The sequence below is a fragment of the Streptosporangium lutulentum genome, assembly GCF_030811455.1.
Taxonomy (GTDB): domain Bacteria; phylum Actinomycetota; class Actinomycetes; order Streptosporangiales; family Streptosporangiaceae; genus Streptosporangium; species Streptosporangium lutulentum.
The window spans coordinates 4,683,269-4,708,196 of record NZ_JAUSQU010000001.1; the positions used below are offsets into that span (position 1 = coordinate 4,683,269).

Consider the following 24,928-nt stretch of genomic DNA (forward strand, 5'->3'; position numbering starts at 1 on the left):
AGGTTCAGACCGAGTCCGGCTACTCTGTCCAGGTGAACGAAGAGGCATGGCTGATCGAACCCTCCGGACCGCTCCGCGGTGACGTCGAGGTACGCGGTTCCAAAAACGGCGTCTCCAAGCACATGGTCGCCGCGATGCTCGGCATCGGTGAGAGCACGATCCACAACGCCCCCGACGTGGGTGAGGTCGGGATCACCGCGCAGATGCTGCGCGCGCTCGGCATCGACGTGGAGATCACCGCTGGAGAGATCATCATCTCTCAGGGGCCACAGATCAACCCCCACGTTCCGGCGGCGTTCACCGGCCTCAACCGGATCCCCATCCTGATGCTGGGCCCGCTGCTGCACCTGGCGGGCGAGGCCTTCGTGCCGCTGGTCGGCGGCGACCCGATCGGGCGCCGGCCCGTCGACTTCCACGTCGAGGCGCTGCGCGCGATGGGCGCCGAGGTCGAGGTGAGCGACACCGGCATCTACGCCAAGGCCAAGCGGCTGCGCGGGACCCGCATCGAGCTTCCCTACCCCAGCGTGGGCGCGACCGAGACGATCCTGATGTCGGCGGTGCTGGCCCAGGGCAAGACCGTGCTCAAGGGCGCGGCCATGGAGCCCGAGGTGGTGGAGCTCGCCCTGTTCCTGCAGCGCATGGGCGCGCGCATCGAGCTCAGCCCGGACCGGCGCATCGTGATCGAGGGGGTGGACCGCCTGCACGGCGCGTCCACCTGGCTGAACGGTGACCGGATCGAGGCGTTCTCCTACCTGGCGGCCGGTCTGATCACCGGCGGGCAGGTGCGGGTGCACGGCTGCCCGCAGGACCGGCTGGTCACCGCGATCACCACGCTGGCCCGGATGGGCGCCGAGATGGACATCACCGACGACTACCTGTCGGCGTCGGCGCCGAACGGGTTACGGGCGGCGGCGGTGCAGACCGACACCCACCCGGGGTTCATGACCGACTGGCAGACGCCCCTGATGGTGCTGTTCACCCAGGCCCAGGGCATGTCGGTGCTGCACGAGACGGTGTTCGAGAACCGCCTCGTCTACGTGCCCGCCCTGCAGAAGATGGGCTGCGAGATCGAGGTCTTCGACGTGTGCCTCGGCGGCCCCGCCTGCCGCTACCACGACACCAACGCCAAGCACTCGGCGGTCGTCCGCGGCGTGTCGAAGCTGAGCGGCGCCGACGTGACCCTGCCGGACATCCGGGCCGGGTTCTCCGCCGTGCTCGCGGCCGCGGCCGCGGAGGGCACCTCCACGCTGCGCGGGGTGCATCACATCGAACGGGGCTACCACCGGCCGTTCGAGCAGTTCGCCTCGCTGGGCCTGAAGATCAGTAGAGAAAAGGTGCAGGACGGGTAAGGATTCGCAATAGGGCGTTTGTAGGTGATCACCCGGTTGCACCTTACTATGCGTGACATTGCGACGCGAGGAGAGACGTAAGCCCTCCGCGTGCCTGCGCGGGCTGGTGACCTGCGGCGTACTCGGCGGGCTGCTGGCGGCGATGGCGGCCCTGCCCCTGGTCTGCACCGTGGGTCTCACCACCAACAAGGTCACGACCGCCCTCACCGACCTGCCGCCGAGCCCGCGAGAGGACCCGCTCTCCCAGCGCACCGTTCTCCTGGACCGGCGCGGCGACCAGTTCGCCCAGTTCTACAAGCAGAACCGGACCCTCGTGAGGCTCGACCAGGTCGCCCCTGTCATGCGCGACGCGATCGTGGCGATCGAGGACTCCCGGTTCTACGAGCACGCGGGCCTGGACATCAAGGGGACGCTGCGCGCGCTGGTGACCAACACCCAGGCGGGCGAGGTACGGCAGGGCGGCTCCTCCCTCACCCAGCAGCTCGTGAAGAACATCCTGGTCGAGAACTCCGAGAGCGACACCGAGCGCGCCCAGGCCCGCGCGCCGAGCATCAAGCGCAAGATCACCGAGCTGCGGTACGCGCTGGCGATGGAGAAGAAGTACAGCAAGGCCGAGATCCTGGAGCGGTATCTCAACATCGCCTACTTCGGCGCGGGGGCCTTCGGGGTGGAGGCCGCGGCCCAGCGGTTCTTCTCGATCCCGGCGTCGAAACTGTCCCTGTCGCAGGCCGCGACGCTGGCCGGCGCGGTGCGCGCGCCGTACTCGACCGACCCGTCGCTGGGCAGGCAGCGCCGCGAGCGCCTGCGGGAGCGCAGGGACCTCGTCCTGGACCGGATGGCCCAGCTCTCGCTCGCCCCCCGGCAGAAGGCCGAAGCCGCCAAGCGGCGCGCCCTGAACATCCATCTCAAACCGGAGCCGGGTGGCTGCGCCGAGAGCTCCTACCCCTACTTCTGCCTCTACGTCCATCGGGAGCTGCTGACCAACCCCGCGTTCGGCCCGAGCCGCCCGGAGCGGGAGCGGCGGCTGGCCCGGGGCGGCCTCGTGCTGCACACCACCCTGGACCCGCAGGACCAGCGGGCCGCGCAGCGTGCCATCTCCTCGCGGGTCGGCCGGCGCGACACCCAGGTCGCGGCCGAGGCCATGGTCGAGCCGGGCACCGGACGGATCAGGGCGCTGGCCGCGAGCAAGAAGTACGGCCGCGACTCCGGCAAGGACAACAACGGCCCCAGCACCACGTTCAACCTTCCCGCGGACGTGGCGCACGGCGGCGGCCAGGGTTTCCAGGCGGGGTCCACGTTCAAGATCTTCACCCTGGCGACCGCGCTGAGCAAGGGCTGGCGGTTCGACGACGGTTTCATGACGCCGGGCATGTTCGTCCCTCGCGAGGGCTTCACCGACTGTACCGGCCGGAAGGTCAACGCCCCCAAGGCCAGGATCTTCAACGCCAGCGGCGAGGGCTCGGGCGGCCCGCAGAGCATCTACACCGGCACCTGGAAGTCGGTGAACATCTTCTACATGATGCTGGAGCAGCGGGTGGGGCTGTGCTCGGTGGTCAAGACCGCCAAGGCGCTGGGGGTCGTCCGCGCCGACGGCACCCCGCTGCGGGAGGTCCCGACCTTCACCCTCGGGGTGAACGAGATGGATCCGCTGACGGTGGCGGCCTCGGTCGCCACGTTCGGCGCGCGGGGCCGCTACTGCCGCCCGATGGCCATCCTCGACATCGTCGAACGGGACGGCACTCACGTGGCGGTCCGGCCGAGCTGCAAGAGGGTGATCGACCGCGAGGTGGCCGACGCGGTGAACCACGTGCTGTCCGGGGTGTTCACCAAGGGCACCATGACGGGCCAGGGCATCGGCCGCGACGCGGCGGGCAAGACCGGCACCAACAACGGCTACACCTCGGCCTGGTTCGCCGGATACACCCCCGACCTGGCCGCCGCGGTCAGCGTGGGCGACATCCGCGGCGCCTACAAGCATCCGCTGACCGGCGTGCAGATCGGCGACGAGTACTACGGCGCGGTCCAGGGCGCCTCCCTGCCGGGACCGATCTGGGTGTCGTCGATGACCAGGGCCCTGCGCGGCGTCCCTGAGACCTCCTTCCGCCACCCGGACATGGGCCGTTTCGGCGGCGGGTTCACTCCCGGCATGAAGGAGGCGCTGGAGGCCGAACGCCGCGAGGAGGAGGGGCGCGGCGACGAGGACCGCGCCGGTGAGCGCCGTGCGCACCGCGTCGCCGGCCGGCGCCACCACATGGGGCAGCGCGGCTGAACACGGATCGAACCCGACCCCGTGGAGCTGACGCTCCGGGGATGCCGGAACGGTCCCGGGCTCACTCCGCGCGGGCGCGGCCCCGGTCGGCCGCCATCCGTTCCTCCGCGAGGTGCAGGCCCGCCTCGATGACGGCGTTCATGATGGAGGCGAGACGGTCCTCCCCGAGGCCGGGGGCGCGCCGGGCCATGTCGGCGACCAGGCGGCGCTCCCGGTCCATGTCGCGACCGGCGAAGCCGCCGACGGGCTTGAGCCGCTGGATGACGCCCGCGAGCTCGGCCCGGCGTTCCAGGAGGAGGGCGAGGGCCGCGTCGACGCGGTCGATGGCCCCGCGCGCGGCCGGCAGGGAGCCGGGGTCCTCCCTGCGGGTGACGGCTCCGACGATCTTCACGGCCTCGTGGACGGCGAGGGCCTCCCGCTCGGTGGAGCCGGGGGGCAGGAGCAGCCCGTCGGCGCCGGCGGCGATCGCGGCGGCGGCCAGGCCGGGGTCGCCGCCGAGGTCCGCCAGGACGGGGCGGCCGGACCTCTCCCGGGCGGCGCGCATCAGGGCCAGGTCGAGGGTGACCCCGCCCAGGTGTGTACGGCTGCCGCTCTCGCAGAGCACGACCCTGTCGTTGCCCTCGGCCACGCAGTAGTCGGCGACGGCCAGCCACTCCTCCAGGGTCGCGGAGGGGGCACGCTGGACGAGCACCGGAAGGCCGAGCCGGGCGACCGCGCGGACCAGCTGGAAGTCCTGCATCCAGGCCGCGCCCACCACCGCGCCGACGGCGTTCGCGGCGATCTCCGGCAGGTCGGCCGCCGAGAACGGCTCCACCAGGACGGGTCCCCGCCAGCCGGCGCGGACCGCCGCCACCGACTCGGACGCGAGGACGCGCCCGTGGTTCTCACGCAGGTTGATCCAGCGGGCGTCCGCCCCGGCGCCGCCGATCACCACGACCGGTCCGGCCCCCACCGTGAGCGTCCCGAACCTCACGACCCCGCGCTCCAGGTCTGCGGTCAACGACATCTCGGCTCCCATGGTCGGCCGGCGCGCGTCCCGCGAGCCGGCGGGTTCGTAAGAAACAGAAAAGGCAGAGACGATGCGTCTCTGCCTCGTGCCGGCTCCGGATGGGTCACTGAATCATGCTGTCACGACCGGCCCTCCGGAGCCGGCTCGATAAACCTTAAACAGCAAGTCATGCGAGCAACGATAGGCCATGCCCCCACCACCTGCCACTTACCGGACACCACGTCTCGGTATCTGGACCCCATAACCTCGTTTAAGTCGATCACTTTACTTGGCTATGAGAGTATTCGGGGGTTTAGAAGGAGGTAAGGCGGTTGATGGCCGAAGCACAGCCTGAGGGGCGCCGGGTCGCCTCCCGCTACCACCTGCTCGAAGCCATCGGCCGAGGTGGCATGGGCATCGTCTGGCGGGCCCACGACGAGTTCCTCGACCGCGAAGTCGCGATCAAGGAAGTCCGCTACGCCGACATGCTCGGCGAGGACAACCAGGAGGACTTCAATCGGCGCACCAAGCGTGAGGCGCGCGCCGCCGGGCGGCTGACCCACCCGAACGTGGTGGTGGTCCACGACGTCGTCGAGGAGGACGGGCGGCCCTGGATCGTCATGCAGCTGGTGGAGTCCCGCTCCCTCGGCAAGGTCATGCGGCAGGACGGGCCGTTGCCGCCCAAGCGGGTGGCGGAGATCGGGCTCCAGTTGCTGGACGCGCTGCGTGCCGCGCACACCCAGGGAGTGCTGCACCGTGACGTCAAGCCGGAGAACGTCCTGCTGGCCGACGACGGCCGGGTGGTCCTGACCGACTTCGGCATCGCGACGCTCGAAGCCGAGACGGCGTTGACCATGACCGGGATCGCCGGAACCCCCGCGTTCATCCCGCCTGAGCGCATCAAGGGCGCGAGCGCGCAGCGCGAGTCCGACCTGTGGTCCCTCGGGGCGACGCTGTACGCGGCCGTGGAGGGCAAGCCCCCTCACGACCGCGGCGGGGCGCTGCCGACCATGCACGCCATCCTGAACGACGAGCCCGAGCCCCCGGCCCGCGCCGGAAGGCTGGCCCCGGTTCTCGAAGGGCTGCTCCGCAAGGACCCGGCCCTGCGCATGAACTACGCCGAGGCCGAGGGGCTGCTGCGCGCGGTGGCCGAGGGCGAGGAGAAACCCGAGAAGCCCGCCAGGAAACGGCCCGCCAAGACGGCTGTCATGCCCGCCGTGGTGGCCGCCTCGGCCACGGCCGACACCGATCCGGGAGCCCGGTTCCAGGCCGACGACTTCCCCGCCACGGGGGCGAAGCTGGGCGTCGCCGTACCGGCCCCCCCGAAGCCCCCGGCTCCGCGGGAAGAACCGCGGGAGCCCGCCGCGAAGGCGCCGGTCGAGGAGGCGCCGGCCGAGGACGCGGGGCGGAAGCCCGAGGCGGAGCGGAACCCCACCCCGCCCGCACGGTCGGAGACCGTCTCACCCGAACGGCCGAAGACCGCCCCGCCGGTACAGCAGGGTCCCGTCCCCGCACCCCGGCCCGAGCCCGCCCCGTCACGGCCGGCCCCCGCTCCCGGAGGCCGGCCGAACCCCTTCCCTCCCGTCCGGCAGCCCGTCCCGGCCCCACGGCCCGAGCCCGCCCCCCGCGCGTCCGAGGGGTTCGTCCCCGAGGTTCACCAGGACGGCGCGGGGACCCTGGACCCCTCCTCCCAGATGATGACGATGACGTCGCAGGGCGGGTCGCGGACGCCGGTGAAGCGGGGCCTGCTGGTGATCCTGCCCGCCCTGCTGATCGTCGGGATGGTCGCGGGATGGCTCGGGCTGCGCAGCGGCCAGTCCACCGAGGAGCAGGCCACCGGACCGTCGCAGGCGCGCCCGGGCGGGTCGGGCGAGCCGAGTGGGTCGGGCTCGGGCGGGTCGACCGGCCCTGCCGAGACGACCCCGGAGAGCACTCCCGAGCAGAAGCCCTCGCCGGCTCCCTCACCGAGTCCCACCCCGACGAAGAAGAAGGAGGAGTCCGCGCTTCCCGCCGGCTGGCACATGCACAAGGACAGCAACGGCTTCTCCGTCGGCCTGCCCAAGGGGTGGTACGTGGCGAGCCGGAGCGGGAGGCAGGTGCGGTTCCGCGGGCCGAACGACTCGGTGAGCTACATGATGATCGAGTACGTCGACAAGGGGGGTGCCGACCCCAAGAAGGACTGGGAGAAGCAGGAGCCCTACAGCAGGGGCAACTTCCCGGGCTACAAGCGGATCCGGATCGAGAAGGTCGACTACATGGTGAAGGCCGCCGACTGGGAGTTCACCTGGAACATCAGCGCGGGCAAGGCCCGGGTGATCAACCGGGGGTTCATCGCCAACAAGGGCGGCCGGGGATACGCCATCTACTGGCACACCCTCGCCTCCGACTGGAAGAAGAACCTGCCCCTCTTCGAGGGGTTCGCCAAGACCTTCTCGTCGAAGAAGTGAGCGGCGTCTCGACCGGCGACGATTCGTGAGCTTGGGGGCAAGAGGAATTGACCGAACGGAAGGTCACGGGACGCTACCGGCTGCTCGAACCCATCGGTGAAGGCGGGATGGGCATCGTCTGGCGGGCCCACGACGAACTCCTCGACCGGGTCGTGGCGATCAAGGAGGTTCGCTACCGCGGGGTCGACGAGAAGGCACGGGCCGACCTGAACCGGCGGACGATCAGGGAGGCCAGGACCGCCGGGCGGCTCGACCATCCGTCCGTGGTCATCGTGCACGACGTGGTCGAGGAGGAGGGCCGGCCCTGGATCGTCATGCAGCTGGTCCGGTCGCGGTCGCTGGGCGCGGTCGTCCGTGAGGACGGGCCGCTGGCACCCGGCCAGGTGGCCTCGGTCGGCCTGCACGTGCTGAGCGCGCTGCGGGCGGCGCACGCCTCGGGAGTGCTGCACCGCGACGTCAAGCCGGAGAACGTCCTGCTGGCCGACGACGGCCGGGTGGTCCTGACCGACTTCGGCATCGCCGCGATGACGAACGAGACCGGGATCACCCGGACGGGCGGGATGGTCGGCACGCCGGCGTTCCTGCCCCCCGAGCGGCTCCACGGCCTGGCGGCCACCCCCCTGTCGGACCTGTGGTCCCTCGGGGCGACCCTGTACGCCGCCCTGGAGGGCCGACCGCCCTTCGAGCGTGCCACGGCCGCCGCGACCATGCAGGCCGTCCTTCAGGGCGAGCCCAGCCCCATGACGCACACCGGGCCCCTCGCCGTCGTGATCCTCGGTCTGATGTCCACGGACCCCGGCTCCCGGATGGACCCCGACCAGGCCGAGGCCCTGCTCAACCGCGTGTCCTCGGAGCAGTCCCCGGCGCAGCCCTCGGGACACCCGCCGGGGCGCTCCCCGGGGCACGGGGGTCAGGCCGTGGAGCACGAGAACCAGGCCTCCCTGCGCAGGGCCCTCCCCGACGTGGCCGGGCCGCCGGAGGACCACGGCTTCGCACCCCGCCCCACCCTGGGGTTCCCCCAGGGCGCCGCGGCACCCCGGAGCGAGCCGCCGTACGGGTCCCGGCCGCCGTACGCCGGGGAACCGGCTCCTCCGGCCGGGGCGGCCCCGGACACCTGGCACCCGCACCCGGGGCAGCCGTTCTCCGGCGCCCCCGGGCGAGGTGTGCCCGCCGAACCGGGACGGTTCGCTCACCCCGGGCAGCAGTCCCCGCGGAGTGATCCGGCACCCGGCCGGCCCTCCCCTCAGACCGGGCCGGCAGGACCGGGCCGGGCCGACCGTCCGGGTGGTCCGGCCGGACCCGGGCTGCCCGCCTACGGGGGCAATCCGACACATTCCTCGCACCAGGGCGGAACCCAGCATTCCGGGCAGTCGCCCTACGGCGGCGAACCTCCGTATCAGGGCGCGCCCGCGCACTCCGGGCAACCGCCCTACGGCACCGAGCCGTCGTATCCGGGTTCCCGCCCGCGTCAGGGGCCGCCCGGCGGCGCCGGGGGCGGGCACGCCCTCCGGCGGCCGGGGGTGGAGCGGATCGCGCTCCTGGTCGGGGTGCCCGCCCTCGTGGTGACGGTCGGAGTCGGCGGCTGGCTGCTGACCGCCGACCCCGACACCCCGTCGGACCGGGGAAGCAGGCCGGTGCCCACGACCGTGTTCCCCGACGTCACGGCCGCCGAGCCCTCCCCCCGTCCCTCGAAGACCCGCCGGACGACTCCCGCCCCGTCCTCCCCCACCCAGGCCATTCCGCCGGGCTGGCGGCTGCACAAGGACACGATGGGCTTCACCGTCGCGATGCCCAAGGGCTGGAGCGCCAAGCGGTTCTCCAACCGCGACCGGGTGGAGTTCCGCGACCCGGACTCGGACGCCTTCCTGTGGATCGAGTCGACCGAGGATTCCGAGACGGACCCGGTCAGGCACTGGCAGAAAGTCGAGAAGGCCGGGACGGCCCGGAATCTCTGGCCGGGGTACCAGCGGATCCGCATCACCTTGCTGACCTATCGCGGCGTGGCCGCCGCGGACTGGGAGTTCCTCTACGTCAAGAAGGGCGTCCGGACGCGCGTCCTCGACCGGGGGTTCCGCACGCCCTCGGGCCGGCCGTACGCGATCTACTGGGAGAGCCCCGCCTCCGAGTGGGATCCGGCGTTCTTCGACGCCTTCACGGCGACCTTCAAGCCTTGACGGCGTGGTCCGGACGCGCCTTCGAGCCGCTCCGGAGCCGCTACTGCCAGGCTCGCGCGTATCGCCGGTAGGTCCCGTCGTGCGTACGCAGGTGCACCCACTCGTCGACGTAGTTCGTGAACTCCTGATCACCGCGCGGCAGCAGGTACGCCTTCTCGGCGAAGGTGAACGGCCGGTCGGGGTGGATCGCGCACAGCGCCGGATGCAGCCGGGCCCGGTAGAGCGCCTCGCCGGCATCGGTGATCATCACGTCCGCCCGGCCGGCCACGATCTCGTCGAAGATCGTGTTGTTGTCCCGGTGCACGATGATCGTCGCGTGGTGCAGGTGCGCGCGGGCGAACGTCTCGTTCGTCCCGCCCGGGTTGACGATCACTCGTACGCCGGCCCGGTCGATCCGCGCCAGCGTGCCGTACCGGTCCTTGTCCGCGCACCGCGCGATCGGCGTCTTGCCGTCGGTCCGGTACGGCTCGCTGAACACCGCCTCGCGGGCGCGGTCCAAGGTCACCGAGATTCCGCCCATGCCGATGTCACAGCGGCCCGCGGTCAGATCCGTGAGCAGGTTCCCCCAGGTCGTGGGGGTGAACTCGGCCTTGGCGCCGAGGCTCCCCGCCAGGTCCCGCGCCATGTCGATGTCGATGCCGCTGTACGAGCCGGTCCTCGGGTCCCGGTAGGTGAACGGCCGGTAGTCACCGGTGGTGCACACGCGCAGCCTCCCGCTGTGCCGCACCTCGTCCAGCAGCGTGCCGGAGGGCGCGGGACTCGGCCGCGCCCGCTCGGCGGCGAGCCCGGCGCCCGCGGTCGTGCCGGCCAGGACGGCCAGGACGGTGACCACGACGGTGACCACGACCAGGGCCAGGGCCGACGGGACGCCGGCACGTCGTCTCACGCTCACAGGTCGCTCCTCCGCTCGCCTCTCCACCCGGCGCATGCCGTTGAGGGACAAAAGACCCGGACCGGGCCGGCCGTCCCCCGGATGACGTCCGGACCGTTCTCGGCGCGGCACGGGGAGGCTCTCACGGTGGTTTATCCGGTCAGAGCGAGTTCATGCAGGTGAGCGCCCTTCCGCGTCCCGCGGCCGGTCGCGTTCCGACCGGTCGATCACGACACGATGGCAATCAAAGATCTACGGATGGAACGCTTCCGCCGCCGACTCCTCGTAGAATGGCCTTTTCGCGCTGGGCCAAGGCCTTCGAGCCATGACAAAGGGGCGGGCCGTACCCCCACCTCTCCCACCGCCAGATACCGTGTATACGGATTGTTGACCTCATATGGGGGTACTCGAGGCACATGTCCGACTCTCAGGAGATCATCGGGGCCCGTTACCGATTGCTGGAACGCATCGGCAGCGGAGGCATGGGAACGGTCTGGCGGGCACGCGACGAGGTCCTCGGCCGGGAGGTCGCGGTCAAAGAGATCATTCCCTCTCCCGACCTGACCGGTCCCGAGCGCGAGATCTTCACCATGCGAACGCTCAGAGAGGCCCATACCGCCGGGCGGATCGGGCATCCGGGCGTCGCCACGGTCTACGACGTGATCGAGGAGAACGGGCGTCCGTGGATCGTGATGCAGCTGGTGAACTCCCGGACCCTCGGGGCCGTGGTCAGGCAGGACGGGCCGCTGCCGCCGGTGCGTGTGGCCCAGATCGGGATCGAGGTGCTCGCGGCGCTGTTCGCGGCTCAGCACGTGGGCGTCCTGCACCGCGACGTGAAGCCGGACAACGTGCTGCTCGCGGAGGACGGGCGGGCCGTGCTGACGGACTTCGGCATCGCCGTCCTCGAGGGTGACTCCTCGCTGACCAAGACCGGCTCGCTCATCGGCACCCCGGCGTTCATCGCGCCCGAACGGGCGGCCGGAGGGCCCGCGGAGTTCGCCTCCGACCTGTGGTCGCTCGGCGTGACGCTCTACGTGGCGGTCGAGGGGCGTTCCCCCTTCGAGCGGGCCCATCCGCTGGCGACGCTCAGCGCGGTCATGCACCAGCATCCGGAGCCGCTGAAACTCGCCGGTCCGCTGGGTCCGGTGATCCTCGGCCTGCTCCGCAAGGATCCGGCGGAGCGCATGTCCGCGCAGGAGGCGCAGACCCACCTCTGGTCGATCGTGAACGGGACCGCCTCGCAGTCCACCATGCCGATCGACCTCCCGGCCTCGGACTCCACCCTCGTCGCGGCCCCGGCACCGGCCGCCGTGCCGTCTTTCCCGCCGCCGGCCCCGCGGGACGCCCCCGCCCGGCCTCCGGTGGACGAGACGCCGTCGGAGGCGCCGCCCATCGCCACGGACCCCGGGCCCGTCCTGCCCCCCGGCGGGGGACGGCGGCGCCCGGTGCTGCTCGCCGTCATGGCGATGGCGGTCGCCATCGCCATGACCTCGGCCGGGATGGCATGGGTCGCCTCGAACTCTTCCACGACGAGCCCGGTGGAACCGCCGGTCTCGTCAAGCGTTCCCGCGCAGGAGCCCACCCCGAAGAGCAAGCCCGAGCAGGCGAGGCTTCCCGAACGGAACGACCCCGCACCGACCAGGACGTGGGAGGCTCCCCGCGAACCCGCCTATCGTCCCGCCCCGGGGACGTCCGAGGAGTTCAAGCCCTCCCCGTCGGGCAGACCCACGGACAAGCCCTCGGCGAAACCCTCCACGAAGCCCTCGGCGAAGCCCTCTCCGGACGAGCCCGAGGACGACCAGGGAGACGACTCGGGTGACGACTCGGGTGACGACTCGGGGAACAACCCGGGCCATAACTCGGGCGACGGTTCGGGGAACGACTCCGGAGACGGCTCCGGGGAGGGGCCGCAGGGCGGCGACCCGGGCCAGAACGCCGACCAGGGCTCGGGCCAGGACTCGAATTCGGGCACGGGCACGGGGGAGGACTCGGCGCCGAACCAGGGCGGCAACGCCGCCTCCCAGCTCGCCCCCGCGGGAGGGACGGACCCCCTCGGCTCCTGAGGCGAGGGCCGGGACGACACGACCGGCGATCCGTGGAGATCGCCGGACCGGCGCCCGGACGGCTCGGGACGGGCCGCGCTAGGAGTCTCCGCCCACGGCCTTCAGCGCGTGGGCCAGGTCTTCCGGGTAATCGGTGGTGAAGGCGACCCACTCCCCCGTCGCCGGGTGCTCGAAGGCCAGGGAGACCGCGTGCAGCCACTGCCGGGTGATGCCCAGGCGCGCGGCCAGCGTGGGGTCGGCGCCGTACATCATGTCGCCGACGCACGGGTGGCGCAGCGCCGACATGTGAACCCGGATCTGATGGGTCCGGCCCGTCTCCAGCTTGATGTCCAGCAGGGAGGCCGCGCGGAACGCCTCGATCGTGTCGTAGTGCGTGACCGACTCCTTGCCCCCGGCCACGACGGCCCAGCGGCCGTCCCCGGCGGGGTGGCGGTCGATCGGGGCGTCCACGGTGCCGCGCGACGGGTCGGGGTGACCCTGGACCAGCGCGTGATAGCGCTTTTCGACCGTGCGTTCCTTGAAGGCCCGCTTCAGGTGGGAGTAGGCGTGCTCGCTCTTGGCCACGACCATGGCGCCGGTGGTGTTGGCGTCCAGGCGGTGCACGATGCCCTGGCGCTCGGCCGCGCCGCTGGTCGCGACCCGGTGCCCGGTGCCGAGCAGGCCGCCGATCACGGTCGGCCCGGTCCAGCCGGTGGTCGGATGGGCGGCCACGCCTATGGGCTTGTTGACGACCACGATGTCGTCGTCCTCGTAGACGATCGTCATACCGGGGATCGGCTCGGCCACCGGCATCGGCGCGACGGGCGGCGGCGGCAGCGTCACCTCCAGCCACGCACCCCCCTGGACCCGGTCGGACTTGGCCGCGAGCGAGCCGTCCACGAGCACGTCACCGGCGGTGATCAACTCAGCCGCGCGGGTGCGGGAGAAGCCGAACAACCGCGACAGAGCGGCGTCGAGGCGCTCACCTTCCAGTCCCTCGGGAACCGGGAGACTCCGCTGTTCAGCCATCGTTCTTCTCTTCTCTTGTGTCGCGCGTGCCGTCGATCTGGTAGCCACGCCAGGCGAGGAAGACGGCCAGGATTCCGCCGCAGACAATCGCCGAGTCTGCCACGTTCCAGATGGCGAAGTGCCCGGGGAAGGTCTCGACGAAGTCGACGACGTGTCCCTGGAACGGCGAGGGCCTGCCGAAGCCCGACGGCCAGCGGAAGACGCGGTCGGTCAAATTGCCGAGCGCTCCGCCGAGCAGCAGGCTCAGTGTGATCGCCCACGGCAGGCTTCGCAGATTGCGCGCGGTGCGCAGAATGGCCACGACGACCGCGGCCGCGACGATCGTGAAGATGATCGTCATACCGGTGCCGATGCTGAACGCGGCCCCGGAGTTGAAAATCACTCGAAACTGGAGCACACCGGGGATGACGACGAACGGCTCTTTACCCTCAAGGGTTTTCAGCACGATCGTCTTCGTGACGAAGTCAAGGATGTAGATGATCGGGGCGATTACCGCGAGCACACCGATCCGGCGCGCCGCGAGCGGGGCGGCCGGAGCCGCCCCGTCAACGGTGTCGCCGGTCAGCGGCGCTCCTCCCGCTGCTTGCAGGCCACGCACAGCGTCGCCCTCGGAAACGCCTGAAGGCGTTCCTTGCCGATCGGCTGATGGCACGATTCGCACACTCCATAGGTCCCGGCGTCGATCCGGGCGATCGCTCGCTCGTTCTGCGCGACCAGGTCGCGTGAGTTCAGAGTAAGGGCGATCTCGCGTTCGCGTTCATATGTCCGGGCTCCGGCATCCGCCTGATCGTCGCCCGCTCCGTCGGTGACATCGCTCGAAGCGATCTCGGACTCGGACTTGGCGATCTCGCCGTTCAGTTCCTCGATCTCCGTGGCCAGTTGCGCGCGGACGTCCGCGAGCTCCTTGGCCGACCAGGTGACGACAGCACCGTTCGACGGCGGCACCACCGCGCTTTCATCAGCGCGCACAGTCGCGGCCATGTCGGCCTCCTTACTCGATCGGACCGTATCCAAAGCGGTAAACGGTGCGGGCAGCTTAGATCTCATATAACAGAACGGCAAACGACCCGCCGCAATGTTTACCACTCCCGTAACATCCGCTCCCTTCCTCCTGATTCCATCCGGGCCTCCCCCAAACCGGGAAGCTTCGGGGAGGTCCTTGCGTTATCGTTTGAGGCTGCAAGGCGTTGATGGGGACAGCTACCTCCGTACCCCCTCGCACGAGCGACCCGGGGACGGTGTGAGCCCGGGGCGAGGCACGGAGGGACGATCACCCCGGAGCCGCCGGAAGAACGGTCTCCCCGACCCAGTAGACCCGGCAGCAGAACCAAGGAAGAGGGCCTTCCCAGCGAGGAGGGCCAAGGAGGGTGGTACCGCGGGGCCCGAAGGGTCTCGTCCCTCCACGCCACTGCCCACACCAGCGTGGAGGTCCCGCTCGCCATGTCCGCCTATTTCCGTTCCCTTCCCGCGCAGGTAGATCTTCCCGCCCTCGAACACAAGGTCCTCGACCGCTGGCGGGACGGCAAGGTCTTCGAGCGCTCGGTCGAGCAGAACGCCGGCGGCCCCAACTGGGTCTTCTACGAGGGCCCGCCCACCGCCAACGGCATGCCGGGCGTGCATCACGTCGAGGCCCGCGTCTTCAAGGACCTCTTCCCCCGCTACAAGTCGATGCAGGGCTACAACGTGCCCCGCAAGGCCGGCTGGGACTGCCACGGCCTGCCCGTCGAGGTCGCCGTCGAGAAAGAACTCGGCCTGACCGGCAAGAAGGACATCGAGGCGTACGGCGTCGCCGAGTTCAACGCCCGATGCCGCGAGTCGGTGCTGCGGCACGTGGACGCCTTCGAGGCGATGACCGAGCGGATGGGCTACTGGATCGACCTGTCCCAGGCCTACCGGACGATGGACCCGGACTACATCGAGTCGGTCTGGTGGTCCCTCAAGGTCATCTTCGACAAGGACCTCCTCTCCCGCGACTTCCGGATCACGCCCTACTGCCCCCGCTGCGGCACCGGCCTGTCCGACCACGAGCTGGGCCAGCCGGGCGGCTACGAGACGGTCAGCAGCCCGTCCGTCTACGTCCGCATGCCCGCCACCTCGGGCCCGCTGGCCGAGCTCGGCGCCTCCCTGCTGATCTGGACCACCACCCCGTGGACGCTGGTCTCCAACACGGCGGTGGCCGTGCACCCCGACGTGACCTACGTCGCGGCGCGCCCGGCCGGGTCCGACGAGGTGCTGGTGGTGGCCGAGCCGCTGCTGGCCTCCGCGCTGGGCGAGGACGCCGAGGTTCTGGCCACCTTCCAGGGGACGGAGCTGGAGCACACCACCTACTCGCGCCCCTTCGACCTGATCGACATCCCCGGCGCGCACTACGTGGTGCTCGGCTACTACGTCACCACCGAGGACGGCACCGGCCTGGTCCACCAGGCGCCGGCCTTCGGCGCCGACGACCTGACGACCTGCAAGCGGTACGGCCTGCCGGTGGTCAACCCGATCGGCCCCGACGGGCGCTTCCTGGAGAACGTCCCCCAGGTCGGCGGCCAGTTCTTCAAGGACGCCGACGAGGGTCTCACCGCGGATCTGCGGGCGCGCGGCCTGCTCTACCGCGGCGGCCACTTCGAGCACAGCTACCCGCACTGCTGGCGCTGCCACACCGCGCTGCTCTACTACGCGCTCCCCGCCTGGTACATCCGCACCACCGCGATCAAGGACCAGCTCCTCGCCGAGAACGAGAAGACCAGCTGGTACCCCGAGACGATCAAGTGGGGCCGCTTCGGCGAGTGGTTGCGCAACAACGTCGACTGGTCGCTGTCGCGGTCACGGTACTGGGGCACCCCGCTGCCGCTGTGGATCTGCTCGGCCCACGAGGAGCACATCACCTGCGTCGGCTCCCTGGCCGAGCTGAGCCAGCTCTCCGGTCAGGACGTCTCCGCCCTCGACCCGCACCGTCCCTACGTCGACGACATCACGCTGCCCTGCCCCACCTGCGGCGCCGAGGCGCGCCGGGTGCCGGACGTGATCGACGCCTGGTACGACTCGGGTTCGATGCCCTTCGCCCAGTGGGGCGCCCCCCAAAAGAACGCCGACATGCTCCAGAAGGCCTACCCCGCGCAGTTCATCTGCGAGGCCACCGACCAGACGCGCGGCTGGTTCTACTCGCTGATGGCCGTCGGCACGCTGGTCTTCGACCGGTCGTCGTACGAGAACGTGCTCTGCCTGGGGCTGATCCTCGCCGACGACGGCCGCAAGATGAGCAAGCACCTGGGCAACGTGCTGGAACCGATCCCGCTGATGGACCAGCACGGCGCCGACGCGCTGCGCTGGTACATGGCCTGCGGCGGCTCGCCGTGGGCGGCCCGCCGGGTGGGGCACAGCGCCCTGGAGGAGATCGTCCGCAAGGTCCTGCTGACCTACTGGAACACGGCGTCGTTCTTCACCCTCTACGCCAACGCCGAGTCCTGGTCGCCGTCGATGCTCTCTGAGGCCCCCGCGTACGCCGAGCGCCCGCTGATCGACCGCTGGGCCCTGGCCGAGCTGCACCGTACGGTGGCCGAGGTCACCGCGTCGATGGACGACTACGACACCGCCCGGGTGGGGCGGCGGCTGATGGAGTTCCTCGACGACCTGTCCAACTGGTACGTCCGGCGCTCCCGCCGCCGGTTCTGGTCCGGCGACGTCTCGGCGTTCGCCACGCTGTACGAGTGCCTGGAGACCGTCACCCGGCTGATGTCGCCGGTCGTGCCGTTCACCACCGACTACGTCTGGGACGTGCTCCGCGACACCGACGCCCCCGTCTCGGTCCACCTGTCCACCTGGCCCACGGTCAACGGCGACCTGCTGAACGAGGCGCTGTCGGAGCAGATGGCGCTGGTCCGCCGCCTGGTGGAGCTGGGCCGTTCGGCCCGCGCCTCCAGCGGGGTGAAGACCCGCCAGCCGCTCGGCCGCGCCCTGATCGGCGCTCGCGGCTGGGCCGCGCTCTCCCCCGAGTTGCGCGAGCTGATCGCCGACGAGCTCAACGTGAAGGGTCTGGAAGACCTGTCCAGCGTTGAGTCCGACCTGGTCTCCTTCACGGTCAAGCCCAACTTCCGCGCGCTGGGCAAGCGGTTCGGCTCGCAGACCAAACTGGTCGCCGCGGCCGTCACCTCCGCCGACGCCGGGGAGCTCGCCCACGCGCTCCGCTCGGGGTCGACGGCCTCGGTGGACGCGGGCGAGCTGGGCACCGTGGAACTCACCACCGAGGACGTGATCGTCACCGAGCAGCCGAGGTCCGGCTGGGCGGTGGAGACCGGAGCGGTCGACACCGGCACCGGTGAGACCGTCGCCCTCGACCTGACCATCACCGACGACCTGCGCCGTGCGGGTCTGATCCGCGACGTCGTCCGGCTGCTCCAGGACGCCCGCAAGTCCACGGGCCTGTCCATCTCCGACCGGATCGACGTGTGGTGGTCCACCGGCGACGCGGACCTGGCCGAGGCCCTCCGCACCCAGGGCGGGACGGTGGCCGACGAGGTCCTCGCCCTGTCGCTCACCGAGGGCGCCACGAGCGACCTTCCGAGCCACCAGGACACCGACCTGGGCCTGACCTTCCAGCTCCGCCGTACCCTCTGATCCGTCGGCGGGCACGCGGGACGGACGACGGAAAGGGCCCCGGGGGAATCTCCCCCCGGGGCCCTTTCCCTGTCCTGTGTGTCCCGGCGCGGCCTCTACCGGCCACGCGCATCCCGTTTTCTCGGTCCTGCGTGTCCCGGCCGGGCCTCTACCGGCCGCGCGCATCCCGATCGGCCCGTGCCGCCCGGGACCCCCGCCCGCTCACGACGCCGGGAGCCCTTCACCCGCGGCGGAAGACCCGACCGGCGGCCCGGCGACCGTTCCCGGGTCTAGTGATCGCTCAGGCAGACCGGGCAGCCGCTCAGGCCCGCCTCCTCGGCCTCGGCCTGGGACATGGTCTCGACGCCACTGCCGCCCATGCCCTTGACGAGAGGGCAGGAGGAGTCGTGGAAGCGACGGGTTCCGGCGATGACCCTGACCGTTTCCCGCTTCGGCTCGGGCCCCGTCTCCGGGTCCTCCGGATCCGGCTGAACCCAGACGATCGGGATACCGCCGGGGGAGGTGTCGTCGTCGTCGCGGTCCTCGAACGAGACCTTCTCCTCAGCCTCGTCGGACCCGGCCGCCGAGGTGGGGCCGGCGGGGACCGGCCGCCCGGCGCGCCCGGGTGCGGTCTCGGCCGGCTCCACGGGGTCGGCGACGTCCTCCGCCGGTTCCGCGGACGCGACGGGAGCCTTCCCCTTCACCGCGGAGGACTCCTGGGGAGCCTCTCCCGTGGCGGGAGAGGTCTCGGAGGTGGCGGATCCGGGCTTGACCGGCTCAGACCGGGAGGTCTCGGGCTCGGCGGGTTCGGGTCCGGAGGTCTCGGGCTTGACCGGCTCGGATCCTGCGGCCTCGGGCCTGGGCTTCCCAGGTTCGGCCGTCTCGGATCCGGAGGCTTCGGGCGTGACCGGCTCGGTTCCGGTCGAGGCCTCGGACCGGGCCGGAGCCTCAGACCTGGCCGGCGTCTCGGCCGCCGTGGACGACCCGGACGCGGATTCGGCGGGTGACCCGGACGTGACGGGCTCGGGATCGGGATCCGCCGGGACTTCGAGGTCGGAGGCCGAAGGCGAGAACGCGTCGCGGTTGAACCAGCTGGGCGCCTCGGACTCCGCCGGGGGAATCTCCGGAACGGACGGCGACAGGAACGGGAGCGCCGGGGCGGCGGGCTGTTCGGCACGCTGCGGCGGGCTCACCGGCTCCTGAGAACGGCTCTGAGCCGAGGGCTGGGCGTAGGGCCTGGAGGGGGTGACCGCCTCGGGCCGGGGCGAGGTCTCCTGCCCGACGGGCGAGGTCTCACGACCGGCTGCCGGGCTTTCCTGCCCGGCGGGCGAACTCTCCTGCTCGGCCGGCGGGGAGACGGGCTTGTAGGGGGACGTGAACCTGGCGGTGGAGTCGTGCGGGCCGGGTTCCGGAGCGGCGCCGAGGGAACCGGACTCCTGGGAGGAGACCAGGGGCCTGGTGGGCTCCTGTGCCCCCGCGGGAGCGTCCTGTGGCCGCGTCCCGGCGGTGGAGTCGGGCAGGCACGTGGTGCAGGGCGTGAAGCCCTCTTCCCGTGCCTCCTCGCGCGTGAGCTCCTCATGATCCCTGCCGACCAGCTGCCGGCATCCCGCGACGTGATAACGCTTGCGTCCGGGGATCACCAGCACGATCGCCTCGTCGCCCGGGGAGCCCCGCCTCACGGCGGGGACGGGACCGGCCATCGGACTCAGCCGGGGCTGGGTCGCGACGGTCGCCGTCTGCTGCATGCCGCGCGGCATCATCATCGGCGGGGGGTGAGGGACGGGCTGGTTCGACATCATGTGGGGTGCGGGCATCGGCCCGGCCGGAGCCGGCCCCTTCTGGGGGAACGCCGGAGTGACCCCGGCGTGCCCGCCGGGGAACAGCTCGTGGCGGCGCAACAACGCCCCGATCACCAGGAAGACCGCGGACAGAAGACTGATCGCGATCGACCACATGACCAGATATGCCTGGCCCAACACGAATCCCGCGATGAGCAGGACGATGGCCGTGAGTACCAAACCAGCGCTGACAAGGATCACAGAAAAACTCCTGTGCGGATCATAGGGGGATGACCCGCGACACCCTAGCGTCGGTCGTTGTGAGGACCGTCAACGCCCTGGAAGGCGCCTGAATGCTGCGACGGGTCGCCACCGAACGGGTTGTTGGGGGGAACCTGCATCGGCTGCTGAACGCCCGGAGTCACGGCGTGGGACATGGCCGGAGGCCCGCTCACGATCGGGAATCCGCCGCTGCCCTCAGCCGCCACGTTCAGCTCGGCGAGCTGGTTCTCCAGGTACAGCTTCAGACGGCTGCGATACTCGCGCTCGAAGGAGCGGAGCTCCTCGACCTTGCGCTCGAGCTCGTCACGGGTCTGCACCAGAGAGCCCATGGCCTGGCGGTGCCGCTCCTGCGCGTCACGCTCAAGCGTCTCGGCGCGAGCGCGGGCGTCGCCGATGACCTGCTCGGCCTGGCGACGCGCCTTGCCGAGAATGTCGTCGGCCTCGCGACGCGCCCTGGTCACCGTCTCGTCCGCCTCCCGGCGGGCGTCGGCGATCGCCTGGTCGGCGGTCTGCTGGGCGAGGGCGAGCACGCGAGCCGCGGTGTCCATGTTGTCCTCAGCCGGGGGCATCCCCATGCCGACGGGAACAGGCTGCTGATGCTGCACCGGCTCTGGAGCGCGCATCGGCTCCGGCTGCTGCATCATCATCTCAGGTTTGGGCTCGGCGATCGGGGCGGGCGCCATGGACATGCCCATCCCGCCGGGGACCTTGCCCCGCAGGCACTCCGCCAGCTTGGCGCGGAGCTCCTCGTTCTCCTGAATGAGGCGGTCCAGTTCGGACTCCACCTCGTCCAGGAAGGCGTCCACCTCTTCCTCGTCGTAACCCGGCCTGAGTCGGGTCGTACTAAATTGCTTGTTCCGCACATCAGCGGGCGTCAGCGGCATTTCGGTCTCCTTGGCGCGCTTGGAGTCTGTCCGGAGGACGGTACTCGATCACCGAAGCGCGAACACGAGTTGGATCAAGACCAAGACCACAATGAAACGAGTCTGGTCAAGATCAGGACCACAACGAAACGAGCTGGATCAAGATCAAGACCACAATGAACAGCACTGTGAAGCTTAGGTCAAAGGCCACCGTACCCAACCGGAGTGGTGGAATGAAACGGCGGAGGAACTTGAGAGGTGGATCGGTCACGGTGTATATGGCTTCCGCCAGCACCAGGACGATCCCGGTGGGGCGCCACTGCCGTGCGAACGCCTGCACCGTCTCGAAGATCATTCTGCCGATCAGCAGAACGAGGTAGATGGACAGGACGGTGACCAAGATCCCACTAATGAGCGCCACAGTCTGCCCCTGTCTCCACTCTGTTCCGCCGACTCCGGTCCCGTCGGGGTCTGTCCGGTCGGTCACTGTTCATGGTGGAACTCTAGCTCTGGTTGAAGAACCCGCGTTCCGCGATTCGGGCCTTGTCCTCGGCGGTCACCTCAACATTGGCTGGGGACAACAGGAACACCTTGTTGGTAACACGTTCAATGCTGCCATGTAGGCCAAAGACAAGACCTGCCGCAAAATCAACAAGTCGTTTTGCGTCGCTGTCAACCATCTCGGTCAGATTCATGATGACCGGGGTGCCGTCACGGAAGTGCTCACCAATCGTGCGCGCCTCATTGTAGGTGCGGGGGTGAAGCGTCGTGATACGGGCCAGATCGGTCGTACGACGCTCCAGGACGGTCGTCGCGGGCCTCGGGGCGGGCACACCGGCTTCGGCGTCGTCCTCGCGGTCCTGGACCGCGCCGGACCTCTCCTCGCCCTCTCGCCGGGGATCGTCGAAATCTTCGTACTCGTCGTCGGAATAGCTGTCGTATCTCTCGTAGCGGTCGTCCTCCACAAGACCGAGGTAGACCGCCATCTTGCGCATCGCGCCGGCCATCGCTAGTTCTTCCTCCGTCTTACTTTGATTTGCCCGGGGCGGCAGCCATACCCCCTTGGAGCTCACCACCGTTCGACCTCTATCTGGATACGCGGACGCCAAGGCCCACTTGAAGGGACATTACCTGACGAAGGGCTTCCTGCGACCGAGCAACGCCGTACCGACACGCAGGTGTGTCGCACCATTCGCAATAGCTTGGGACATATCGCCACTCATTCCAGCCGAGATGACGTCCGCCCCAGGATGGGCGTCCCGTACGACCTGCGCGATCTCCCGCAACCTGGCGAAGGCCCTGGAGGGGTCCTCTCCCAGCGGCGCGACCGCCATCACCCCGCCCAGCCTTATCCCCCCGGCTCCGGCAATGGCCTCGGCCAGAGCCGGCACCTCCTGGGGCCGCGCGCCGCCTCGCTCCGGGCCGTCGCCCAGGGCGACCTGCACCAGGCAGGTGATCTGCCGGCCCGCCCTGAGCGCCTCCTGGCTGAGCGCGGCCACCAGGCGCGGGCGGTCCACCGAGTGGACGACATCGGAGTAGCCGATCACCGAACGGACCTTGTTGGTCTGCAGCTGGCCGACGAAATGCCAGACGAGGCCCAGGTCGGCGCACTCCCGCGCCTTGGCCGAGGCCTCCTGGTCACGGTTCTCCCCCACGTCCCCCACCCCCAGCTCGGCCAGCAGTCGCACGTCCGAGGCCGGGTATGTCTTGCTCACCGCGACGAGTGTCAGCTCCCGGCGGGTACGGCCGGCGGCCCGGCAGGCCTCGGCGATCTCCGCCTCCACCCCGGCCAGTCCGGCCGCGATCTCATCACGTCGTGTTGTTTCCGTCACGTCTCCGCCGCTCGAATACCGACAAACAGGCGGAATTCATTCTCCATGCCACGGCTGAGTGATCTGACATCCACCCAGCCGTGAGCAATGTCACTTCAGGAAGTCGGGGACGTCCAGTTCCTCTTCCTGCTCTTCGAAGATCACCGGACGCCGGCGGCCGGGATCGGGAACCCTCGCGGAGATCGAGCTCGGGTGCGAGGGCTCGGGAGCCGGGCGCGGGATCGACACCTGCGGGGAGTGCGGCTCCTCCGTACGGTGCGGCTCGGCGTGCTCCGCCGGGGGATGCGCCTGCGGAGCGGTCTGGGCCGAGTGGACCTGCTGAACCGGCTGCTGCGCGGGCTGCGCCTCCGCCGGGGCGGCCGACGGGCCCGAGACCGGCCGCACCGGCGGCGGAGCGTACTCGACCCTCGGCTCCGGACGGGGCTCGGCCTTGACCGTGGGCGGCATCGGGCGGACCGGGGGGGTCGCCGAGGCCGGCGGAACCGGGCGGGACGCCTGCTGCGGGCGGGAGGCCGGCTGGGGGACGACCGTCTTGACCTCAGCGACCGGCTCGTCGAACCCAGCCGCGATCACGGTGACGCGCACCTCGTCGCCGAGGGCGTCGTCGATGACCGTACCGAAGATGATGTTGGCGTCCGGCGCGGCCGCGTTGGAGACGAGCTGAGCCGCTTCGTTGATCTCGAAGAGCCCCAGGTCGGAACCACCGGCGATCGACAGCAGCACGCCGTGCGCGCCGTCGATGCTGGCCTCCAGCAGCGGGCTGGAGACGGCCATCTCGGCCGCCGCGACCGACCTGTCGTCGCCGCGCGCGTGGCCGATGCCCATGAGCGCCGAGCCGGCGCCGGACATGACCGACTTCACGTCGGCGAAGTCGAGGTTGATCAGACCCGGCGTGGTGATGAGATCGGTGATGCCCTGAACACCGGAGAGCAGCACCTGGTCGGCCGCCTTGAAGGCGTCCAGCACGCTCACCTGCCGGTCGGAGATCGACAGCAGCCGGTCGTTCGGGATCACGATGAGGGTGTCGACCTCCTCGCGAAGGGTCTCGATCCCCGCGTCGGCCTGCATCGCCCTGCGCCGGCCCTCGAAGCTGAAGGGCCTGGTCACCACGCCGATGGTCAGGGCGCCCAGGGAACGGGCGATGTTGGCCACCACCGGAGCTCCGCCGGTGCCCGTGCCGCCGCCCTCACCGGCGGTGACGAACACCATGTCGGCGCCCTTGATGACCTCTTCGATCTCCTCACGGTGGTCCTCGGCCGCCTTGCGCCCGACTTCGGGATTGGCTCCCGCGCCGAGGCCGCGGGTGAGTTCGCGCCCGACATCCAGCTTGACGTCGGCGTCACTCATCAGCAGCGCCTGGGCGTCGGTATTGATGGCGATGAACTCGACGCCCTTGAGTCCCTCCTCGATCATCCGGTTGACGGCGTTGACTCCGCCTCCGCCGATTCCTACAACCTTGATGACCGCGAGGTAGTTCTGCGGTGCTGCCACGACGAGGGGCCTTTCCGCTCGTTGACTTGCAATTTCATGCGGCACGGGGCCCGTGCCGTCGTTTCCAAAACCCTCACCCTCAAGTTGAGATTTAGCTTTATGTCAACCTGAGGAGTGATACGGACAGTAGGAGTTACGCTCCAGGCGGGTCAACTAACCGCGCCGCAAGCGCGCCCGGCGTGTCGCAGGCCGTCCTTATTCAGAGAACGCGCGTGATCCAATGACGTCACTTAACGGTCACAACGTCGGGCGAACTGACGTCATAGGTGTCGGCCGGACGTCTAAGCAGCGTAACAAGGATCCGCGCCTTGTCCGCCGGACGGTCTCCGCCACCCCACACGACCGTGCGGCCGTCCTTGAGACGCAGCGAGACCGTTTCGGTGGAGGGCGCGAGCACCTCCGCCACCCGCGGGGCCAGATCCCGCGGCAGGGCGCCTATGACGGTCAGCGCCGCGGCAGTCGCCGGATCGCCCGGCCCCGGGCGGTCCACCCGCAGCAGGGGAAGGGTCGGAGGCGCGACGTCCCTGATCTCGGTCACCACCCCGTGCCGGTCCATGAGCGCGAACCTGGTCCCCTCTTGTATCACCGCCACCGGCTCACGCTCCACGATCTCGACCAGCAGGGTGCCCGGCCAGCCGCGGCTGACCGTGACCGACTCGATCTGCGGGATCCTGCCGATCCGGCCCTCGACCTCGGCCACGTCCACCGTGGCCAGGGGCTTGCCGTCGGCCACCCCCGCCACCTGCTGGATCCGCTGGGCGGGAAGGCCGAGGTTGCCCACCACCTGGATCTCCCGCACCCCGAGCACCGATGAGAAGAACACCAGCCAGGCGGCGGTGCTCACCACCCCCACGGTGAGCAGGGCCAGGAAGGCCGACCGCCACACCCTTCTCATCGTCCCTCCCCTCGCGGCCCCCCGCGTCGTCCGG

The 24,928-nt window shown here is 70.4% G+C and carries 18 protein-coding genes; 6 read left to right on the top strand and 12 right to left on the bottom strand.

Annotated features, from left to right (window positions below; genetic code table 11):
• The first annotated feature begins 32 nt into the window (after positions 1-32).
• Together murA and J2853_RS20950 are read left to right on the top strand one after the other, a co-directional pair.
• Positions 33-1,349 (top strand): UDP-N-acetylglucosamine 1-carboxyvinyltransferase, encoded by a 1,317-nt coding sequence (gene murA, locus J2853_RS20945; protein ID WP_307560444.1) that lies wholly within the window; start codon positions 33-35, stop codon positions 1,347-1,349.
• Positions 1,350-1,401: 52 nt separating this feature from the next.
• Complete coding sequence (locus tag J2853_RS20950) at positions 1,402-3,618, top strand: transglycosylase domain-containing protein (protein ID WP_307560446.1); 2,217 nt, start codon at positions 1,402-1,404, stop codon at positions 3,616-3,618.
• A gap of 61 nt (positions 3,619-3,679) precedes the next feature.
• Here the strand turns inward: J2853_RS20950 and J2853_RS20955 are convergent, their stop codons facing one another.
• Positions 3,680-4,624 carry a chorismate mutase gene (locus J2853_RS20955; protein ID WP_307560448.1) on the bottom strand — a complete coding sequence of 315 codons (945 nt, stop codon included), beginning with the start codon at positions 4,622-4,624 and terminating at the stop codon, positions 3,680-3,682.
• A 317-nt stretch (positions 4,625-4,941) separates the two neighbouring features.
• Between J2853_RS20955 and J2853_RS20960 the strand changes: the two genes are divergently transcribed.
• Together J2853_RS20960 and J2853_RS20965 are read left to right on the top strand one after the other, a co-directional pair.
• Positions 4,942-7,053, top strand: a complete 2,112-nt coding sequence (locus J2853_RS20960; protein ID WP_307560450.1) for a serine/threonine-protein kinase — start codon at positions 4,942-4,944, stop codon at positions 7,051-7,053.
• 47 nt (positions 7,054-7,100) lie between these two features.
• Positions 7,101-9,227, top strand: a complete 2,127-nt coding sequence (locus tag J2853_RS20965) for a serine/threonine-protein kinase (RefSeq protein WP_307560452.1) — start codon at positions 7,101-7,103, stop codon at positions 9,225-9,227.
• Positions 9,228-9,267: 40 nt separating this feature from the next.
• On the opposite strand, the gene J2853_RS20970 is transcribed toward J2853_RS20965, so the two are convergent.
• Positions 9,268-10,119, bottom strand: a complete 852-nt coding sequence (locus J2853_RS20970) for a transporter substrate-binding domain-containing protein (RefSeq protein ID WP_307560454.1) — start codon at positions 10,117-10,119, stop codon at positions 9,268-9,270.
• Between the two features lie 395 nt (positions 10,120-10,514).
• Between J2853_RS20970 and J2853_RS20975 the strand changes: the two genes are divergently transcribed.
• Positions 10,515-12,161, top strand: coding sequence for a serine/threonine-protein kinase (locus J2853_RS20975; RefSeq protein ID WP_307560456.1), 1,647 nt, complete (start codon positions 10,515-10,517; stop codon positions 12,159-12,161).
• A 78-nt stretch (positions 12,162-12,239) separates the two neighbouring features.
• Here the strand turns inward: J2853_RS20975 and J2853_RS20980 are convergent, their stop codons facing one another.
• Genes J2853_RS20980 through J2853_RS20990 form a run of 3 tightly spaced genes read right to left on the bottom strand, consistent with a single transcriptional unit; the run spans position 12,240 to position 14,138 of the window.
• Positions 12,240-13,169, bottom strand: coding sequence for an RluA family pseudouridine synthase (locus tag J2853_RS20980; protein ID WP_307560458.1), 930 nt, complete (start codon positions 13,167-13,169; stop codon positions 12,240-12,242).
• Positions 13,162-13,767, bottom strand: coding sequence for a signal peptidase II (locus tag J2853_RS20985; protein WP_307560460.1), 606 nt, complete (start codon positions 13,765-13,767; stop codon positions 13,162-13,164). Before J2853_RS20985 ends, J2853_RS20980 begins: the two co-directional genes overlap by 8 nt.
• Positions 13,731-14,138 (bottom strand): TraR/DksA family transcriptional regulator, encoded by a 408-nt coding sequence (locus tag J2853_RS20990; RefSeq protein WP_307568753.1) that lies wholly within the window; start codon positions 14,136-14,138, stop codon positions 13,731-13,733. Before J2853_RS20990 ends, J2853_RS20985 begins: the two co-directional genes overlap by 37 nt.
• Before the next feature lie 471 nt (positions 14,139-14,609).
• Here J2853_RS20990 and ileS point away from each other — a divergent pair, with 471 nt between their 5' ends.
• Complete coding sequence (gene ileS, locus J2853_RS20995) at positions 14,610-17,774, top strand: isoleucine--tRNA ligase (RefSeq protein WP_307560462.1); 3,165 nt, start codon at positions 14,610-14,612, stop codon at positions 17,772-17,774.
• A gap of 269 nt (positions 17,775-18,043) precedes the next feature.
• Here ileS and J2853_RS21000 read toward each other — a convergent pair whose 3' ends face one another.
• The 7 genes from J2853_RS21000 to J2853_RS21030 all read right to left on the bottom strand — a co-directional run bounded on the left by J2853_RS21000 (position 18,044) and on the right by J2853_RS21030 (position 24,894).
• Entirely contained in the window at positions 18,044-19,792 is a 1,749-nt protein-coding gene (locus J2853_RS21000) for a hypothetical protein (protein ID WP_307560464.1), read from the bottom strand.
• Between the two features lie 44 nt (positions 19,793-19,836).
• Entirely contained in the window at positions 19,837-20,697 is an 861-nt protein-coding gene (locus J2853_RS21005) for a DivIVA domain-containing protein (RefSeq protein ID WP_307560466.1), read from the bottom strand.
• A 112-nt stretch (positions 20,698-20,809) separates the two neighbouring features.
• Positions 20,810-21,097 carry a YggT family protein gene (locus J2853_RS21010; RefSeq protein ID WP_307568754.1) on the bottom strand — a complete coding sequence of 96 codons (288 nt, stop codon included), beginning with the start codon at positions 21,095-21,097 and terminating at the stop codon, positions 20,810-20,812.
• A gap of 82 nt (positions 21,098-21,179) precedes the next feature.
• The gene (locus J2853_RS21015; RefSeq protein WP_307560468.1) at positions 21,180-21,683 is read right to left on the bottom strand and encodes a cell division protein SepF; all 504 of its coding nucleotides are present in this window, start codon (positions 21,681-21,683) and stop codon (positions 21,180-21,182) included.
• Between the two features lie 120 nt (positions 21,684-21,803).
• Positions 21,804-22,508 (bottom strand): YggS family pyridoxal phosphate-dependent enzyme, encoded by a 705-nt coding sequence (locus J2853_RS21020; protein WP_307560469.1) that lies wholly within the window; start codon positions 22,506-22,508, stop codon positions 21,804-21,806.
• A 90-nt stretch (positions 22,509-22,598) separates the two neighbouring features.
• The gene (gene ftsZ, locus J2853_RS21025) at positions 22,599-23,999 is read right to left on the bottom strand and encodes a cell division protein FtsZ (protein WP_307560471.1); all 1,401 of its coding nucleotides are present in this window, start codon (positions 23,997-23,999) and stop codon (positions 22,599-22,601) included.
• A 226-nt stretch (positions 24,000-24,225) separates the two neighbouring features.
• Positions 24,226-24,894, bottom strand: coding sequence for a cell division protein FtsQ/DivIB (locus tag J2853_RS21030; protein ID WP_307560473.1), 669 nt, complete (start codon positions 24,892-24,894; stop codon positions 24,226-24,228).
• Positions 24,895-24,928 lie beyond the last annotated feature (34 nt).

Coding starts and splice junctions, on each gene's coding strand:
- J2853_RS20955 (WP_307560448.1), bottom strand. CDS start 4,624: ATGTCGTTGACCGCAGACCTGGAGCGCGGGGTCGTGAGGTTCGGGACG.
- J2853_RS20960 (WP_307560450.1), top strand. CDS start 4,942: ATGGCCGAAGCACAGCCTGAGGGGCGCCGGGTCGCCTCCCGCTACCAC.
- J2853_RS20975 (WP_307560456.1), top strand. CDS start 10,515: ATGTCCGACTCTCAGGAGATCATCGGGGCCCGTTACCGATTGCTGGAA.
- J2853_RS20980 (WP_307560458.1), bottom strand. CDS start 13,169: ATGGCTGAACAGCGGAGTCTCCCGGTTCCCGAGGGACTGGAAGGTGAG.
- ileS (WP_307560462.1), top strand. CDS start 14,610: ATGTCCGCCTATTTCCGTTCCCTTCCCGCGCAGGTAGATCTTCCCGCC.
- J2853_RS21005 (WP_307560466.1), bottom strand. CDS start 20,697: ATGCCGCTGACGCCCGCTGATGTGCGGAACAAGCAATTTAGTACGACC.
- J2853_RS21015 (WP_307560468.1), bottom strand. CDS start 21,683: ATGGCCGGCGCGATGCGCAAGATGGCGGTCTACCTCGGTCTTGTGGAG.
- J2853_RS21030 (WP_307560473.1), bottom strand. CDS start 24,894: ATGAGAAGGGTGTGGCGGTCGGCCTTCCTGGCCCTGCTCACCGTGGGG.